The organism is Bacillus sp. CBEL-1 (genome assembly GCF_004348885.1).
GTDB classification, from domain to species: domain Bacteria; phylum Bacillota; class Bacilli; order Bacillales; family Bacillaceae_H; genus Priestia; species Priestia aryabhattai_A.
The window spans coordinates 1,573,253-1,589,457 of record NZ_SBIM01000013.1 but is presented as its reverse complement, the minus strand read 5'-3'; the positions used below and the strand labels follow the sequence as shown (position 1 = coordinate 1,589,457).

At 38.0% G+C, this 16,205-nt stretch carries 14 protein-coding genes and 1 other annotated feature; of the genes, 13 read left to right on the top strand and 1 reads right to left on the bottom strand.

Annotation, left to right across the window (positions count from 1 at the left end):
* Window positions 1-71: 71 nt before the first annotated feature.
* The 8 genes from hemA to ysxE all read left to right on the top strand — a co-directional run bounded on the left by hemA (window position 72) and on the right by ysxE (window position 8,680).
* Window positions 72-1,412 (top strand): glutamyl-tRNA reductase, encoded by a 1,341-nt coding sequence (gene hemA / locus EPL02_RS18095; RefSeq protein ID WP_094911801.1) that lies wholly within the window; start codon window positions 72-74, stop codon window positions 1,410-1,412.
* 13 nt (window positions 1,413-1,425) lie between these two features.
* Window positions 1,426-2,259, top strand: coding sequence for a cytochrome C assembly family protein (locus EPL02_RS18090; RefSeq protein WP_094911800.1), 834 nt, complete (start codon window positions 1,426-1,428; stop codon window positions 2,257-2,259).
* A gap of 15 nt (window positions 2,260-2,274) precedes the next feature.
* Entirely contained in the window at window positions 2,275-3,207 is a 933-nt protein-coding gene (gene hemC, locus EPL02_RS18085) for a hydroxymethylbilane synthase (RefSeq protein WP_094911798.1), read from the top strand.
* Complete coding sequence (locus EPL02_RS18080) at window positions 3,207-3,992, top strand: uroporphyrinogen-III synthase (RefSeq protein ID WP_131888353.1); 786 nt, start codon at window positions 3,207-3,209, stop codon at window positions 3,990-3,992. Before hemC ends, EPL02_RS18080 begins: the two co-directional genes overlap by 1 nt.
* A 13-nt stretch (window positions 3,993-4,005) precedes the next feature.
* Window positions 4,006-4,986, top strand: a complete 981-nt coding sequence (gene hemB / locus EPL02_RS18075; RefSeq protein ID WP_094911795.1) for a porphobilinogen synthase — start codon at window positions 4,006-4,008, stop codon at window positions 4,984-4,986.
* 16 nt (window positions 4,987-5,002) lie between these two features.
* The gene (gene hemL, locus EPL02_RS18070) at window positions 5,003-6,292 is read left to right on the top strand and encodes a glutamate-1-semialdehyde 2,1-aminomutase (protein ID WP_131888352.1); all 1,290 of its coding nucleotides are present in this window, start codon (window positions 5,003-5,005) and stop codon (window positions 6,290-6,292) included.
* Window positions 6,293-6,413: 121 nt separating this feature from the next.
* Complete coding sequence (spoVID, locus tag EPL02_RS18065) at window positions 6,414-7,529, top strand: stage VI sporulation protein D (protein WP_131888351.1); 1,116 nt, start codon at window positions 6,414-6,416, stop codon at window positions 7,527-7,529.
* Window positions 7,530-7,630: 101 nt separating this feature from the next.
* Window positions 7,631-8,680, top strand: coding sequence for a spore coat protein YsxE (ysxE, locus tag EPL02_RS18060; protein WP_131888350.1), 1,050 nt, complete (start codon window positions 7,631-7,633; stop codon window positions 8,678-8,680).
* Window positions 8,681-8,694: 14 nt separating this feature from the next.
* Here ysxE and EPL02_RS18055 read toward each other — a convergent pair whose 3' ends face one another.
* Window positions 8,695-8,898, bottom strand: a complete 204-nt coding sequence (locus tag EPL02_RS18055; RefSeq protein WP_094911789.1) for a hypothetical protein — start codon at window positions 8,896-8,898, stop codon at window positions 8,695-8,697.
* Window positions 8,899-9,078: 180 nt separating this feature from the next.
* Window positions 9,079-9,322: a binding site (T-box leader), on the top strand.
* 82 nt (window positions 9,323-9,404) lie between these two features.
* On the opposite strand from EPL02_RS18055, the gene EPL02_RS18050 reads away from it, so the two are divergent.
* The 5 genes from EPL02_RS18050 to EPL02_RS18030 all read left to right on the top strand — a co-directional run bounded on the left by EPL02_RS18050 (window position 9,405) and on the right by EPL02_RS18030 (window position 15,947).
* Window positions 9,405-12,050, top strand: coding sequence for a valine--tRNA ligase (locus EPL02_RS18050; RefSeq protein ID WP_131888349.1), 2,646 nt, complete (start codon window positions 9,405-9,407; stop codon window positions 12,048-12,050).
* 127 nt (window positions 12,051-12,177) lie between these two features.
* Window positions 12,178-13,479 carry a bifunctional folylpolyglutamate synthase/dihydrofolate synthase gene (locus EPL02_RS18045; protein ID WP_131888348.1) on the top strand — a complete coding sequence of 434 codons (1,302 nt, stop codon included), beginning with the start codon at window positions 12,178-12,180 and terminating at the stop codon, window positions 13,477-13,479.
* Window positions 13,480-13,616: 137 nt separating this feature from the next.
* Window positions 13,617-14,174: a DUF420 domain-containing protein gene (locus tag EPL02_RS18040; protein ID WP_131888347.1), complete on the top strand. Its 558-nt coding sequence runs from the start codon at window positions 13,617-13,619 to the stop codon at window positions 14,172-14,174.
* 559 nt (window positions 14,175-14,733) lie between these two features.
* Window positions 14,734-15,198, top strand: a complete 465-nt coding sequence (locus tag EPL02_RS18035) for a prepilin-type N-terminal cleavage/methylation domain-containing protein (protein ID WP_131888346.1) — start codon at window positions 14,734-14,736, stop codon at window positions 15,196-15,198.
* Window positions 15,195-15,947: a prepilin peptidase gene (locus tag EPL02_RS18030; protein WP_131888345.1), complete on the top strand. Its 753-nt coding sequence runs from the start codon at window positions 15,195-15,197 to the stop codon at window positions 15,945-15,947. The genes EPL02_RS18035 and EPL02_RS18030 overlap by 4 nt, the downstream gene beginning before the upstream one ends.
* The last annotated feature ends 258 nt before the right edge of the window (window positions 15,948-16,205 follow it).

Genomic DNA, 16,205 nt, shown 5'->3' with positions numbered 1-16,205 from the left:
GGGAAACATGTTATAATAGAGATAGACAAAAGGACAGTAATTTAATTTTTTATTGAAGGGGGTATGTACAAGTGCATATTATAGCAGTCGGCTTAAATTATCGAACAGCCCCTGTTGAAATAAGGGAAAAACTTAGCTTTAAAGAGCAAGAGTTAGGCTCTGCAATGAAAGCTTTAAGCAATCAAAAGAGTATCTTAGAAAACATTATTGTGTCAACATGTAATCGTACGGAAATCTATGCAGTAGTGGATCAATTACACACAGGGCGTTATTATGTAAAAGCCTTTTTGGCAGAGTGGTTTGAGCTAGATAAAGACGAGTTTTCACCTTTTTTAACAATTGCTGAAAATGATGGTGCTATTGAGCATTTGTATCGAGTAAGCTGTGGGTTAGATTCAATGGTTGTTGGTGAAACACAGATTCTTGGACAGGTACGTTCAAGTTTTTTACTTGCCCAGCAAAATCAAACAATCGGAACGGTATTCAATCAACTATTTAAGCAAGCTATTACATTGGCTAAGCGTGCTCATAGTGAGACAGAGATTGGAGCCAATGCTGTGTCAGTGAGCTACGCTGCAGTTGAGCTAGCAAAAAAAATCTTTGGTGATCTATCATCAAAGCATGTACTTATTCTAGGTGCAGGTAAAATGGGCGAGCTTGCTTTACAAAACCTATACGGCAGTGGTGCTCAACAAGTAACAGTTGTTAATCGTACATTTGAAAAAGCAGAAGAACTTGCTAAGCGCTTTTCTGGTCAAGCGAAGCAGCTAAGCGAACTTCAATGTGCGCTCATTGAGGCTGATATTTTAATTAGCTCTACGGGAGCAAATACGTTTGTTGTATCAAAAGATATGATGAAGCAAGTGGAGCGTATGCGAAAAGGACGACCTCTCTTTATGGTTGATATCGCAGTTCCACGGGATTTGGACCCTGCACTTGAAGAGCTTGATAGCGTCTTTTTATATGATATTGATGACTTACAAGGAATTGTGGATGCAAATTTACAAGAACGCAGAAAAGCTGCTGAAACGATTGAGTTAATGATTGAAGCTGAAATTGTTGATTTTAAAATGTGGATAGGCCGCCTTGGGGTTGTGCCTGTTATCTCAGCTCTTCGAGAGAAAGCATTAACCATTCAGGCTGATACGATGGCAAGCATTAATCGTAAGCTTCCGAATTTGTCGGAGCGTGAACGAAAAGTGCTGAACAAACATACGAAAAGTATCATAAATCAACTGCTGCGAGATCCGATTTTACATGCAAAAGAACTGGCTGGAGAGCAGCATGCTGAAGAGTCGTTAGAATTGTTCATGAAGATTTTTAATATTGAACAAGAAGTGGAAGCTCAAAAGCAAAAAGAATCTCATCATGAGCTACCCGCAACTCCTCAACAAGTAGCTTACCAGTCGTAAGTGAGGCTTTGATATGGTTGATATCTCGTTGACCAGAATTTATGAGTTAATTGTGATTTTATACGCGGTCAGTGTTTTACTTTATTTTATTGACTTTGTACAGCATAACCGGAAGGCGAATAAAGTAGCCTTCTGGTTACTTTCTATTGTTTGGTTTTTACAAACAATCTTTTTATTTTTACGAATGTGGGAAACAGGTAGAGTTCCAATCTTGACTATTTCAGAAGGATTGTATTTTTATGCCTGGGTGCTCATTACGTTATCATTAGTCATCAACCGTTTATTTCGAGTTGATTTTGTCGTGTTCTTTACGAATGCGATCGGCTTTTTGATTATGGCCATTCATACGTTTGCGCCAATGGAGACACAAACATCAGTTGAAGCAGAGCGATTGGTATCAGAGCTGTTAATTTTTCATATCACCATGGCTATTTTATCTTATGGCGCTTTTTCTATTTCGTTTGTTTTTTCAGCTTTGTATCTTGTACAGTACGATTTGTTGAAAAAGAAAAAGTGGAACAAGCGACTGATGCGCATTGAGGATTTAACGAAGTTGGATTATCTGTCTTACGTACTTATCTTAATTGGTGTACCTCTATTGCTGTTGTCCTTGATGCTTGGGTTAATATGGGCGTATATTAAAGTAGTCAACTTTCATTGGTACGATACAAAAGTATTAGGTTCGTTTTTTATGCTCCTTGCATACAGCGCTTACTTGTATGTGCGTTTGAGAAGAGGGATTCAAGGTCGGGCAATTGCTATTTGGAACATCGCATTATTTTTAATTTTATTGATTAATTTTTTCTTATTTGGAAGTTTGTCAAACTTTCATTTTTGGGAGTCGTAAAACTAGGAGGACAACATGCGGAAAATTATTGTCGGTTCGCGCCGAAGCAAACTAGCATTAACACAGACAAAGTGGGTTATCGAACAGTTGAAACAACAAGGTCTTCCTTTTGAGTTTGAGATTAAAGAAATTGTCACAAAAGGAGATAAAATTCTAGATGTAACGCTTTCTAAGGTAGGCGGAAAAGGCTTATTTGTGAAAGAAATTGAACAAGCAATGCTGTCAAAAGAAATTGATATGGCCGTTCACAGCATGAAGGATATGCCTGCTGTTTTACCTGAAGGGTTAACAATTGGTTGCATTCCGCTTCGTGAAGATCACCGGGACGTGCTGATTTCAAAGACAGGACAAACGTTTGAAGAGCTACCAAGTGGAGCTGTTATTGGAACAAGTAGCTTACGACGTGGTGCACAGCTTCTTGCAAAGCGCTCAGACATTGAAATTAAATGGATTCGAGGGAATATCGATACACGTTTAAACAAATTACAAACAGAAGAATATGACGCAATAATTCTAGCTGCAGCTGGTCTATCACGAATGGGTTGGTCTAAAAATACTGTGACGCAGTATTTAAATCCTAGCTTAAGTGTCCCAGCGGTTGGTCAAGGGGCTTTAGCGATTGAGTGTCGTTCAGATGACAAGGAGTTACTTGAACTTCTACATATGTTAAATGATGAGGAAACAAGCTTAGCAGTGCAAGCCGAGCGCGTGTTTTTAAAACGCATGGAGGGCGGCTGCCAAGTTCCGATTGCAGGCTATGCTCACGTAGTAGAGAATAAGCGTGTACAATTAACAGCGCTTGTTGCTTCTCCAGATGGCCAACAAATTTATCAAGAAACGCTTGCTGGTACGGATCCTGTAGAAATTGGAGAGGAAGCTGCACGTCGTTTAACTGCCAATGGAGCTAAAGAATTAATTGAACGTGTAAAAGAGGAGCTGGACAGTTAATGAGTCAACAGGCTCCTCTTTTTTTAAAACGAGTGTTGATTACGCGCCAAGCGGAGCAAGCGAAAAGTTTTATTGCTGCAATACAAAATCTAGGTGGTATTCCTTTAACGGTGCCTGTTTTATCTTTTGTACCAGCAGTTAATCGTGAGGGTATACAGAGAGTACTTGAACAACTTCATACATATCAGTGGATTATCTTTACAAGTCAAAATGGAGTCGACTTTTTCTATCAGTGGCTCAATCTATTAAACATACACAGTAGCCTAGCAAAATCATGCAAGGTTGCTGTTGTTGGAAAAAAAACAGGTGAAGCTCTCAAAAAACGTGGAGTAGAGCCAGACGTAACTCCTGAAGAATACGTAGCAGAATCTTTGCTAGAAGCATTGGTGAAAAAGGCCAATCCTCATGAGAAAATACTTGTTGTTAGAGGGAACTTAGCGCGCCCTATTCTTTTACGAGGTCTTGATGAGAAAGGTTATAGGGTGACGGACCTTGTGATGTATGAGACGGTTCAAAATAAAGCATCTATGACCGAGCTTCAACGTGCTGTGGAGCAAGCGGATATCATTACGTTTACAAGCTCATCTACCGTTAATTTCTTTGTTGATATGATGGATTCAAAGCAAGATTGGCTATCAGTTATAAATGAAAAAGTGGTTGTATGTATAGGACCTATTACGGCTCAAACCGCTGCGAAATATGAAATTGAGCACATCGTTCCAGAAGAGTATACAATTAATGGTATGATAGAGAAAATGGTAGATTATTTTAAGGGTAACAATTAAGGAGGATTTTCTTATGACATTATTACAATTTAATCGTCATCGTCGTTTAAGACGTTCAGATAGCATGCGTGCGCTTGTTCGCGAAACGCATTTAAAGCCAGAAGACTTTATTTATCCAATCTTTGTAATTGAAGGGGAAAATAAGCGTAATCCAGTTCAATCAATGCCAGGCGTAGAGCAAGTATCTCTTGATTTATTAAGTGGGGAAATGCAGGAGCTTGTCGATTTAGGTATTCAATCCGTTATTGTTTTTGGCGTACCAGCTGAAAAAGATGCTGTTGGTTCCCAAGCTTATCATGACCATGGAATTGTTCAAAAAGCAATTCGTCAAATTAAAGAAGAGTTCCCTCACTTAGTCGTTATTGCAGACACTTGTTTATGTCAATATACTGATCATGGGCATTGTGGCATTATTGAAGAAGGAAAAGTTTTAAATGATCCAACCCTTGATTTGCTAGCAAGAACAGCTGTTAGTCAAGCAAAAGCAGGTGCTGATATCATTGCTCCTTCTAACATGATGGATGGATTTGTAGCGGCTATTCGTCACGGTTTAGACGAAGCGGGTTTTGAAGATATCCCGGTTATGTCTTATGCTGTAAAATATGCTTCAGCTTTCTACGGTCCTTTCCGTGATGCAGCGCACTCTTCTCCGCAATTTGGAGATCGTAAAACCTATCAAATGGATCCAGCCAATCGCTTGGAAGCTCTTCGTGAAGCGGAGTCTGACGTAGCGGAAGGCGCAGACTTTTTAATTGTAAAACCAGCGTTGTCTTACTTAGATATTATGCGTGATGTGAAAAATAATTTTAACTTACCTGTCGTGGCTTATAACGTTAGCGGGGAATATTCCATGATTAAAGCAGCTGCACAAAATGGATGGGTAAATGAAAAAGAGATTGTATTAGAAAAGCTTACAAGTATGAAGCGTGCCGGAGCAGATTTAATTATTACGTATCATGCAAAAGATGCTGTTCGCTGGCTAAAAGATAACTAAAAGGAGTGTTTGTTCGATGAGAAGTTATGAAAAATCAAAAGCAGCCTTTCTTCAAGCAAAGCAACTAATGCCGGGCGGCGTAAATAGCCCAGTTCGTGCTTTTAAATCTGTAGATATGGATCCTATCTTTATGGAACGTGGAAAAGGAGCAAAAATCTACGATATTGATGGAAATGAATATGTAGATTATGTCTTATCTTGGGGACCGTTAATTCATGGTCATTCAAATGATCGTGTAGTAGAAGCAATTAAGAAAGTAACGGAGTCTGGAACAAGCTTTGGTGCTCCTACTTTAATTGAAAATGAATTGGCGAAAGTAGTAATTTCACGCGTACCTTCAATTGAAGTTGTTCGTATGGTAAGCTCTGGAACGGAAGCGACAATGAGCGCTCTTCGCTTAGCTCGTGGTTATACGAACCGAAATAAAATTTTAAAATTTGAAGGGTGTTACCATGGGCACGGTGATTCATTATTAATTAAAGCTGGTTCTGGTGTAGCAACCCTTGGTTTACCAGACAGCCCTGGTGTACCAGAGGGGATTGCTAAAAATACGATTACGGTTCCTTATAATGATTTAGAAAGTGTAAAGTATGCGTTCGAGCAGTTCGGTGAAGACATTGCAGGTGTTATTGTTGAGCCGGTGGCTGGAAATATGGGAGTAGTACCACCTCAACCTGGTTTTTTAGAAGGGCTTCGTGACATTACATCAGATTATGGTTCACTGTTAATTTTTGATGAAGTAATGACAGGATTCCGCGTGGCATATAACTGCGCGCAAGGATACTATAACGTAACGCCTGACTTAACTTGTTTAGGAAAAGTAATTGGTGGTGGGCTTCCGGTTGGTGCGTACGGGGGAAAAGCGGAAATTATGGAGCAAGTAGCACCAAGTGGTCCAATTTACCAAGCAGGTACCCTTTCTGGAAACCCACTTGCAATGACGGCAGGTTACGAAACGCTAACACAGTTAACGCCACAGTCGTATGATGAATTTTCTAGAAAAGCAGATCGCCTTGAAGAAGGGCTAAAAGCAGCTGCGGAAAAATATGAAGTGCCTCACACAATTAATCGAGCAGGTTCAATGATTGGCTTATTCTTCACAAACGAAGAAGTAATTAATTATGAGACAGCGAAAACATCAAATCTTGAATACTTTAGCAAGTACTATCGTGAAATGGCAAATGAAGGAGTCTTCTTACCACCTTCTCAATTTGAAGGTATGTTTTTATCAACTTCTCATACGGATGCAGATATTGAATTTACGATCCAAGCTGCTGAAAAAGCCTTTGCTAAACTTCGTTCATAAACAAAAAAGCTTACGTGATAAACGTAAGCTTTTTTGCTTTTAAAGACATATTTTATTTTTCACTTTCATACATCTTTAATGACAACGCTATTTTATAAGGTGTTGGAAGGGGGAGAGCAATTTGTCGCAGGATAATTTATCGGGTCTGCGTTTTTCAGTAGAAGAATCAGTATGGTTTCAAAAGGGACAGGAAGTGTCTCAGCTTTTATCAATCTCCTTAGAGCCTCAAGTCGCAATCCAAGAATATGATCAATATGTCTCCATTCGTGGAGCTTTATTGCTAACAGGTGAATATGAAACGTTAGAAGAGGAAGCACACTCTTTGCGCGAATATACAAACGAAAAGCACGTTGAATCAGTGCTTGTTAGAGAAGATGGTATAGCTGAGCTATCACATGCCTTTCCTGTTGACATTACGATTCCTAAAAATCGTATTCAGAATATGGAAGATGTTTACGTGTCCATTGATCTATTTGATTATGAGTTACCAGAATCGGATTGTCTACAGCTAATGGCAGATTTATCGATTACGGGTCTTTATGGAGAACAGCAAAGCCACGTAAGAGAAGAGGAAGAAGATTGGGTAGAAATTGAAGAGCCAGAAGTAGAATATGAAGAAGAGCTTGAAGCTTCTCAGCGCAACAATGTTGTTGAAGAAGTGGAAGAAAAGGAAGAGCTTGAAGTTGCTTATCGAAACGCTTCTATCGAGGAAGAAGTGGACGTAAAGGAAGTTGAAAAAGAAGCTCAAGTTCAAAACTATTTTTCATCCGTTTTTCGTACTGAAGAACCAAAAGAAACGTTAGTCAAATACGAAGAAGATGTGTATGAACCATTTGAAGTAGAAGTGAAAAAAGAAGAAGTTCAAGAAGAGCGCGAAGATAATGTGATTGAGCTGTTTCAAGCACGTGAAGATGCGTCTAGATGGAGCGAAGAAGAGACAGAAACAGCACATTATGAGGAAAAAGAACAGGAAGAAAATGAAATTGTAGTAGAGTTTCGAAAAGAAGAAGAATCGGCTTCAAACCGTGCGGAAAATGCGCTGTATTTAACAAAGCTATTTTCTCGTGAGGAAGAGAAACAAGCGACGTGGCGGTTGTGTATTGTCCAAAGCGGAGACTCACTTGATACAATTGCCGAACGCTATGATACAAATGTACAGAGTCTTTTAAGAGTAAATGATTTAGAAGACGAGCAAGAATTAGAAGAAGGAAGTATTCTAAACATTCCTGTTAACTAAAATAGCAACAGAAAACAGTTTTGACTTCTGCTACGTCTTAACTGTTTTCTTTGTGTATAAATAAATGTTCAAGGCATATGAAGTGACAAGGAGGTGTGAACATGAACCATCAGGGATCTGTTAATTACCATGAACTGCTGAAACAGTATCAGCTTGAAGTTGATTTCATTGAGGACTACGGGAAAGTCAAAAAAGTTTATACCAAAAGTGGAGTCTATGCCTTAAAAGAAGTAGAAGAAGTTGAAATTAGGAGCCATGATTTTATTAGAAAGCTTCAAGATCTTCAACACAAAGGGTGGATGGGATTTGTCCCTATCTATCAGTCCAGACAAGGTTCGCCTGTTATAACGGATCAAAACAAAGGTTATTATTTAATGCCCTGGCTTCCTAATACCCCTTCCGACGAACGAGATATAAGATATCATAAATTATTTCAAGAGTTAGCAAAGCTTCATGGTACTTCTTCAAAAGAAGTGGAAGTCAAAAAGGAAGATATTGAAACGCATTATAATGGATTAAAAACAACGTGGGAAGATCGTCAGAAAGAGCTTGAAGAGTATGTAATGGAATGTGAGAAAAAGGTGTATATGTCTCCTTTTGAGCTTCATTTTTGTACAGTTTACTATGAAATGACGCGGGCTATGGAATTTGGGTTTAGTCGGTTAGATGAATGGAACACTGAAATGGAAGAAAAAGAAAAAATACGACTTGTGACGATTCATGGAAAGCTGTCGGCAAAGCATTTTTTATACGATGAACGTGGTAACGGCTTTTTTATTAATTTAGAGCAAGCACGTGAAGCCTCACCCATCCATGATCTTGTCTCATTTTATTTACGAACGCTACGCACATATCCGTTAACGAGTTTAGATAGCTATGAGTGGTTCGCAACGTATGAGAAGCATTTTGCACTGAGAGAAGAAGAACGTTTACTTTTGCATTCCTATCTTGCTTTTCCAGAACCTTTATATCAGTGCATCATGCAGTATCGCCATCAGCGCTATAAAACAGAGCTGGAACATATGCAATCATTGATTCGAGCATACTGGCTGACAAAAAATATTGAGCAAGTCAACATTAAAATCTTTGAAGTAGATCAACAGAAAAAAATAGCAGCAGAAGCGGCTGCTAATGCCCAATCGACTGATTGATTCGATTGGGTTTTTTACATCCATTCTAAATAGAGTGCAATGGTGATGAGTGCAAAAATGGCAAGAAGGAAAACGTCGAACGTGGTGGGGAAAAAAAGCGTTCGAATTCCTTGAATAATCGTGAGGGGAATAATAAATTGTGCACACGCTGCTCCAACTGTTTTAAACCAGCGCTGTATTTGATAAGAGTTAAACTGTAAGTTGGTTCGTTTTCTCATATTCCATAGGCTCCTTTCCTACCTGCAGACCGTTACATAATAATGTATGAATCATGGGCGCTAGGTGTTCAGTTTTTTTGGTAAGATCCGGCGCGTTTGTGAATAGAATGAGAAAAAAATGGAGAAGATTATTGACGACTTCATATTTTTTCATATAGTATAATTAAGAGAAAATCATATGAACATACAGTGAGTAGGAAGAGTACAAACTAAAGCACCTTTAGAGAGAGAAATCAATAGCTGAAAGATTTCTTAGGAAGGCTTATTTGGAAGGTCGCCTATGAGTAGTTTTTTTGAACAGACTATGGTCCAAGTAGAAAAAACCGGTTAATAAACCGTTATGAAATGAAGTGTATAGACGTCTTTACGGGAGAAGTCTATAAAAAAAGGTGGTACCGCGAAATCAACTCCTTTCGTCCTTTTATGGAAGAAGGAGTTTTTTTATGTTCATTCGAGCTTTCATATATTGAAAGCTATATAAGAAATCATACATGGAGGTACAGAGTATGTCAGAACAAGAAGTAAAGCTTTCAACGAAGTATGATCCAAAATCCGTTGAAGAAAATCGCTATCAATATTGGTTGGATGGTAAGTTTTTTGAAGCCACAAACGATGCTGAAAAAGAGCCTTATACAATCGTAATTCCACCCCCAAACGTAACGGGTAAGCTTCACCTAGGGCACGCTTGGGATACAACGTTACAAGATATTTTAACGCGTATGAAGCGTATGCAGGGCTATGATGTTCTATGGTTACCTGGAATGGATCATGCTGGTATTGCTACACAGGCAAAAGTAGAAGAAAAGCTTCGTCAAGAAGGAAAAAGTCGTTATGATTTAGGACGCGAAAAGTTTGTAGAAGAAACGTGGAAGTGGAAAGAAGAATATGCTAGCTTCATTCGTCAACAGTGGTCCAAGCTAGGTCTTGGTTTAGATTATTCTCGTGAGCGCTTTACGTTAGATGAAGGCTTGTCAAAAGCCGTTCGTGAAGTATTTGTTAATCTATATAAAAAAGGCTTAATTTATCGCGGGGAATATATTATTAACTGGGATCCAGCAACAAAAACAGCTCTCTCTGATATTGAGGTTATTTATAAAGATGTGCAAGGTGCATTTTATCATATGCGCTATCCGCTTGCGGACGGTTCTGGACATATTGAAATTGCAACAACTCGTCCAGAAACAATGCTAGGTGATACAGCAGTCGCTGTTCATCCTGAAGATGAACGCTATAAACATTTAATTGGTAAAACAGTGAAGCTTCCAATTGTAGGTCGTGAAATCCCTATCGTTGGTGATGATTATGTAGATATGGAATTTGGTTCAGGTGCTGTTAAGATTACACCTGCTCATGATCCAAACGACTTTGAAATCGGGAACCGCCATAACTTAGAGCGCATTCTTGTGATGAATCAAGACGGTACAATGAACGACAAAGCAGGAAAATATGAAGGTATGGATCGCTTTGAATGCCGTAAACAAATTGTAAAAGACTTACAAGAAGACGGTATTTTATTTGAAATTGAAGATCACATGCACTCTGTAGGTCATAGTGAACGTAGTGGAGCAGTGGTAGAGCCTTATTTATCAACTCAGTGGTTTGTGAAAATGCAACCCCTAGCTGATCAAGCAGTTGACCTTCAAAAGGGAGAAGAAAAGGTTCAGTTCGTTCCAGATCGTTTTGAAAAGACGTACCTGCATTGGATGGAAAATATTCGTGATTGGTGTATTTCACGTCAACTATGGTGGGGACACCGTATTCCGGCTTGGTATCATAAAGAAACTGGAGAAGTGCACGTTGATCATGAGCCTCCAGCAGATATTGAAAACTGGGAGCAAGATTCAGATGTACTTGATACGTGGTTCAGCTCAGCTTTATGGCCATTTTCAACGATGGGTTGGCCAGATGTGGAATCAATTGACTTCCAGCGTTATTATCCAACAAATGCGCTTGTAACGGGTTATGACATCATCTTTTTCTGGGTATCTCGCATGATTTTCCAAGGTCTTGAATTTACAGGTAAGCGTCCATTTGACGATGTATTAATTCACGGACTTGTACGCGACGAGCAAGGACGTAAGATGAGTAAGTCTCTTGGAAACGGTGTAGATCCGATGGAAGTAATTGAGAAGTACGGTGCCGATTCACTTCGCTATTTCTTATCAACAGGAAGTTCACCGGGGCAAGATTTACGTTTTAGCTTTGAAAAGGTTGAAGCAACTTGGAACTTTGCCAATAAGATTTGGAATGCATCTCGCTTTGCATTAATGAATATGGATGGCATTACGTTTGAAGAGCTTGATATGTCAGGCGAGAAATCAGTAGCAGATGAGTGGATCTTAACACGCTTAAATGAAACAATTGAAAGCGTGACGAAGCTAGCTGATAAGTATGAGTTTGGTGAAGTAGGGCGCGTGCTTTATAACTTCATCTGGGACGACTTCTGTGACTGGTATATCGAAATGGCAAAGCTACCTTTATATGGAGAAGACGAAGTGGCTAAGAAAACAACTCGTTCCATCTTAGCGTATGTGTTAGATAACACAATGCGACTTTTACATCCATTTATGCCGTTTATTACCGAGGAAATTTGGCAAAGTTTGCCGCATGAAGGCGAATCAATTACGGTAGCGAAATGGCCAGAAGTACGTCCAGAGCTAACAAACAAAGAAGCGGCAAATGAAATGCGTTTACTTGTAGATATCATTCGTTCAGTACGTAATATTCGTGCGGAAGTAAATACGCCAATGAGCAAGCAAGTACGCTTATTCATTAAAGCAAAAGATAAAACGATTCAAGCCCAGCTTGAAAAGAACCGTGCATACATCGAGAAATTCTGTAATCCAAGTGAGCTTGCAATTTCTACGGAAATCTCTTTAGACGAAAAAGCAATGACAGCTGTTGTAACAGGAGCTGAATTGATCCTACCTCTTGAAGGGTTAATTAATATTGAAGAGGAAATTGCGCGCCTTGAAAAAGAATACGATAAGCTGAATAAAGAAGTGGAACGTGTTCAAAAGAAACTTGGAAATCAAGGTTTCATCGCGAAGGCACCCGCAAAGGTAGTAGAAGAAGAGCGCCAAAAAGAACAGGATTATGTTGAAAAGCGTGAAGCTGTTCAAGCGCGTATTGTCGAATTGCGCGGGGAATAATAAAAAAAAGCGTTGCTTATGAAGCAGCGCTTTTTGTATACATAATGGAACCAAAATTGGAAGTTCATTCGATTTTTACTGTTGCATTCGCTATAATAATCATAATACAAAAAGAAAGGTGAACGCCATGATACAAACATATGATGAGGCCTTACAATGGATACATAATCGCTTACGCTTTGGCATAAAGCCAGGCTTAGAGCGAATGAACTGGATGCTTGAACAACTTGATTATCCCCATCAAAATATAAAAGCTATTCATATTGCGGGCACGAATGGAAAAGGCTCAACTGTTACGTATATGCGCCATATGCTTCAAGAAGCAGGTTATAATGTGGGAACATTTACTTCTCCCTATATTGAAACGTTTAATGAACGAATCAGCATAAATGGTACGCCAATTTCAGATGAAGACATGATTCGCCTTGTACAAGAAGTTAAAGCAGTTGTAGAAAGGGTAGAAGAGACAGAATTTGGCGCTGCGACTGAGTTTGAAGTCATTACGTTGATGTTCTTTTTATATTTTGGCTATCATAAACACGTTGATTATGTTCTTGTTGAAGCTGGACTTGGTGGTCGGTATGACTCAACAAATGTCGTTGAACCACTGTTAACGATTATTACGAATATTGGCTTTGATCACATGGCTATATTAGGGAATACGGTAGATAAGATTGCTTTTGAAAAAGCAGGAATCATTAAGTCAGCAGTACCTTTAGTGACCGGTGTAGAACAAAAAGAAGCGATAGAAGTAATTGAAAGCATCGCTCGTGACCATGAGGCGTCGCTAGATCGTTTGGGCAGGGACTTTACAATTGAAAGTTACAAGGTTTTAGAAAATGGCGAAGCCTTTACATTACAAACACCTGTCCATACTTATGAAAACCTTGAACTTGGCATGTTTGGCTATCATCAAGTGAAAAACGCAACCTTAGCGATTCGAGCTTTAGAGATTCTACACCAAAAAGGAGAGCTGAAACTTTCTTACGCTCAGCTAGCAGAAGGTTTAAAAAAAGCACGGTGGAGCGGACGCTTTGAAAAAATTAGTGATTCTCCATTAGTAATTATTGATGGTGCCCATAATCAAGAAGGCGTCGATAGCCTATTGAGTACGCTACGTCTCCATTATGAAAACAAACGGATTCATGTCATTTTCAGCTGCTTAAATGATAAGAGTGCGGAGGAAATGGTGGCAAGTTTGGAAGGTATAGCTGAGAGCATAACCTTTACATCATTTGATTTTCCAAGAGCGAGAACAGGCCAAGAACTATATGAGCTCAGCAAGCACCCTAATAAAAAAGTGAACGAAGAATGGCAAGAAGCAATTGAACAAGCTCTTTTAAGTCATGCTAAATCGAATCACTTAATCATCATTACAGGTTCGCTTTACTTTATTTCAGAAGTTCGATCATTTTTACTTCACTCATAAAAGCAAAGGGTGGGCGGGGGAATGAATACTATAATTTAAAGCAGGATGGCTTTTAGCTGTTCAAAGTATTGTCACTTTAATCAATGGGAAAACTGATATATAATTGACATGAATCTAAACGTAAGGAGATTGTGAAAATGAGTAAGGAAAATGAGAAAATAGTGCCGACTAGTAATAAAAATTATACGGGCATTATCTTAACGGTTTCATTAATTGCAAATGCAATTATCTTAGCACTGTTCTTTTCACCAATCGGTTATCAAGGAGAGGTTCACTTTGACCTAACAATCTTTCCGCGATTAAATGCAATATTAAACAGTTTTACTTTTATCTTTCTTGTAGCGGCATTAGTATCAATTTTAAAGAAAAACATTAAAGCTCATAAAGGGTTTATTTTAGCGGCATTTTCTTCAACTCTCTTGTTTCTTGTTTTTTATTTGACATTTCACTATATGTCAACGGAAACAGCAACTTTTGGTGGGGAAGGGATTATTCGCCCAATCTATTTCTTTATTTTAATTACTCATAGCTTCTTAGCGGCCGTAGTTGTTCCACTTGCACTGTTTTCAACGGTTTGGGGCTGGACAATGCAAGTAAATAAACATAAAAAAATTGTTCGCTGGACAATGCCTATTTGGCTTTATGTAAGTTTTACAGGTGTACTTGTATACTTGTTTATGGCACCTTATTATTAAAAAACCTTTTCCAATTGGAAAAGGTTTTTTTATTTCAATACTTTATAAGGGTTTCGAAAGTGGATTGAACAAGCAGTGAATCATTAAAATGTATATAGAACTAAAGAGTTATCTTAATAGATTTAAATTTCTATTTTTTAGTATGAGACTGTTGGCTCTAAGGGCTTAATAAAAAAATGCATCATTAAACATAATTATAGAGCTAGTATTCATTATAAAAACAGGTTTAATACAAGAGTTCAATTATCTAGGTTTACGATGAAATCACTTTTATATTCTTTAAATCAATGTATAATAAAGGTAAGTTTAATTTCCTATAAATTGGTAGTTTGGATTAATTGAATATGTAACTTTTTATGAATTTTGGATGAGTGTACAGCTATTATATAGTTATAAAGAATCAGTAGTTAGCAAATGCTATTCATTGGTTCTTTACATATTTAACAGCTTAGAGAACAGGATGTATTGTAAGAATAATAAGCTTAATTTTCATTAGCATCACTCTTACATCAAATAATAGGTATATGCAAAATGTACAATTAGAAAGGAGTGGAAAAAAGTGATTAAAAAAGTCTTGGGGAATGAAAAAGCATTAACTCTCATTGAGCTATTAGGTGTAATCGTTATACTTGGAATTATCGCAGCAATTGCCATTCCAAGTATCGGTGGAATGATTCAAAAGTCTCGTGAGGATGCGGTTAAGTCTGATGCTCTTAAAGTATTAAGAACCGCTCAAGCTTACATTGTATCTAATGATTTTAAAGATCATGATGAAGACATAAAAATCACCAAAGAGCAATTAAAGCCATATGTAGAATTGGAAAGTTTAAATTTAGAACTTAAAGAAGTGATTTACAATGGAGAAACATACGCAATAGAAGGGTTTGGCGTAGCAGGTAAGAAAATTATTACTTTTAATAGAGCTACTATTAAGGATATACAGTCAAAACATAGTAGTAAGGTTACTATAGCAGCAAATCCATCACATACTTCTGAAAACAATGAGAGAACTTATAAACAATGACTATGCTTTATATTTTCACAATAGGTCTTGTTTTAGGGTCTTTTTATAACGTGGTAGGTTTACGAATCCCCATTGGAAAATCTATCGTCAAGCCACGATCGAGCTGTCCTAAATGTCAACATGCTTTGACAACTCGAGAGCTTCTGCCAGTGCTGTCTTATATAGTGCAAATAGGGAAGTGCCGACACTGTAGTACAGCTATCCCAATTAAGTATCCAATTATAGAGTTTTTAACAGGTATTTTGTTTGTTTTGTCTTTTCAATTATATGGCTTTCAGTTAGAAGTTATTGTCGCATGGACGCTCATATCGCTGTTGATAATTATTGTAGTCTCCGATTTATCATACATGCTTATTCCTAACAAGGTGCTTTTGTTCTTTTTACCATTTGTAATTATCCAACGACTCTTTATTCCTCTTACACCGTGGTGGGATATGTTCTTAGGCGGTTTTGTAGGGTTTACTCTTTTGCTTTTAATAAGCTTAATGAGCAAAGGTGGAATGGGAGGAGGTGATATTAAGTTGTACGGAGTTCTTGGTTTAATTCTTGGTTGTAAGCTTATTGTCCTTTCTTTCTTTTTGGCTGCATTAGTTGGTACAAGCGTTGGGTTACTTGGTATGGCAATAGGAAAAATTCAACGTGGAAAGCCAATTCCATTCGGCCCTTCAATCGCAGCGGGAACGCTTGTTGCATATTATTATGGCGATGTTCTTATCAACTGGTACTTTACATATGTATTTAACATATGAAGAAGCTTCTTATTACATCCCATCAATTAGAAATAATATGTGAAAGCTCAAATAAATGTTTCTTGAAAATATCTAGTTAGCAAGCTACCATACCCAAACTTAAATAGTTAGATTTAGTGACTATTAGACCACACCCTATTTCCTCTATAGAATAAGCAATCTTCACCAATATTCTGTTATCCTTGATTAGCAAATTTGCGTAATAAAACTCCATTAATCGACATAATAAAAGTTTATAAACAAAATCAAACACGAGGG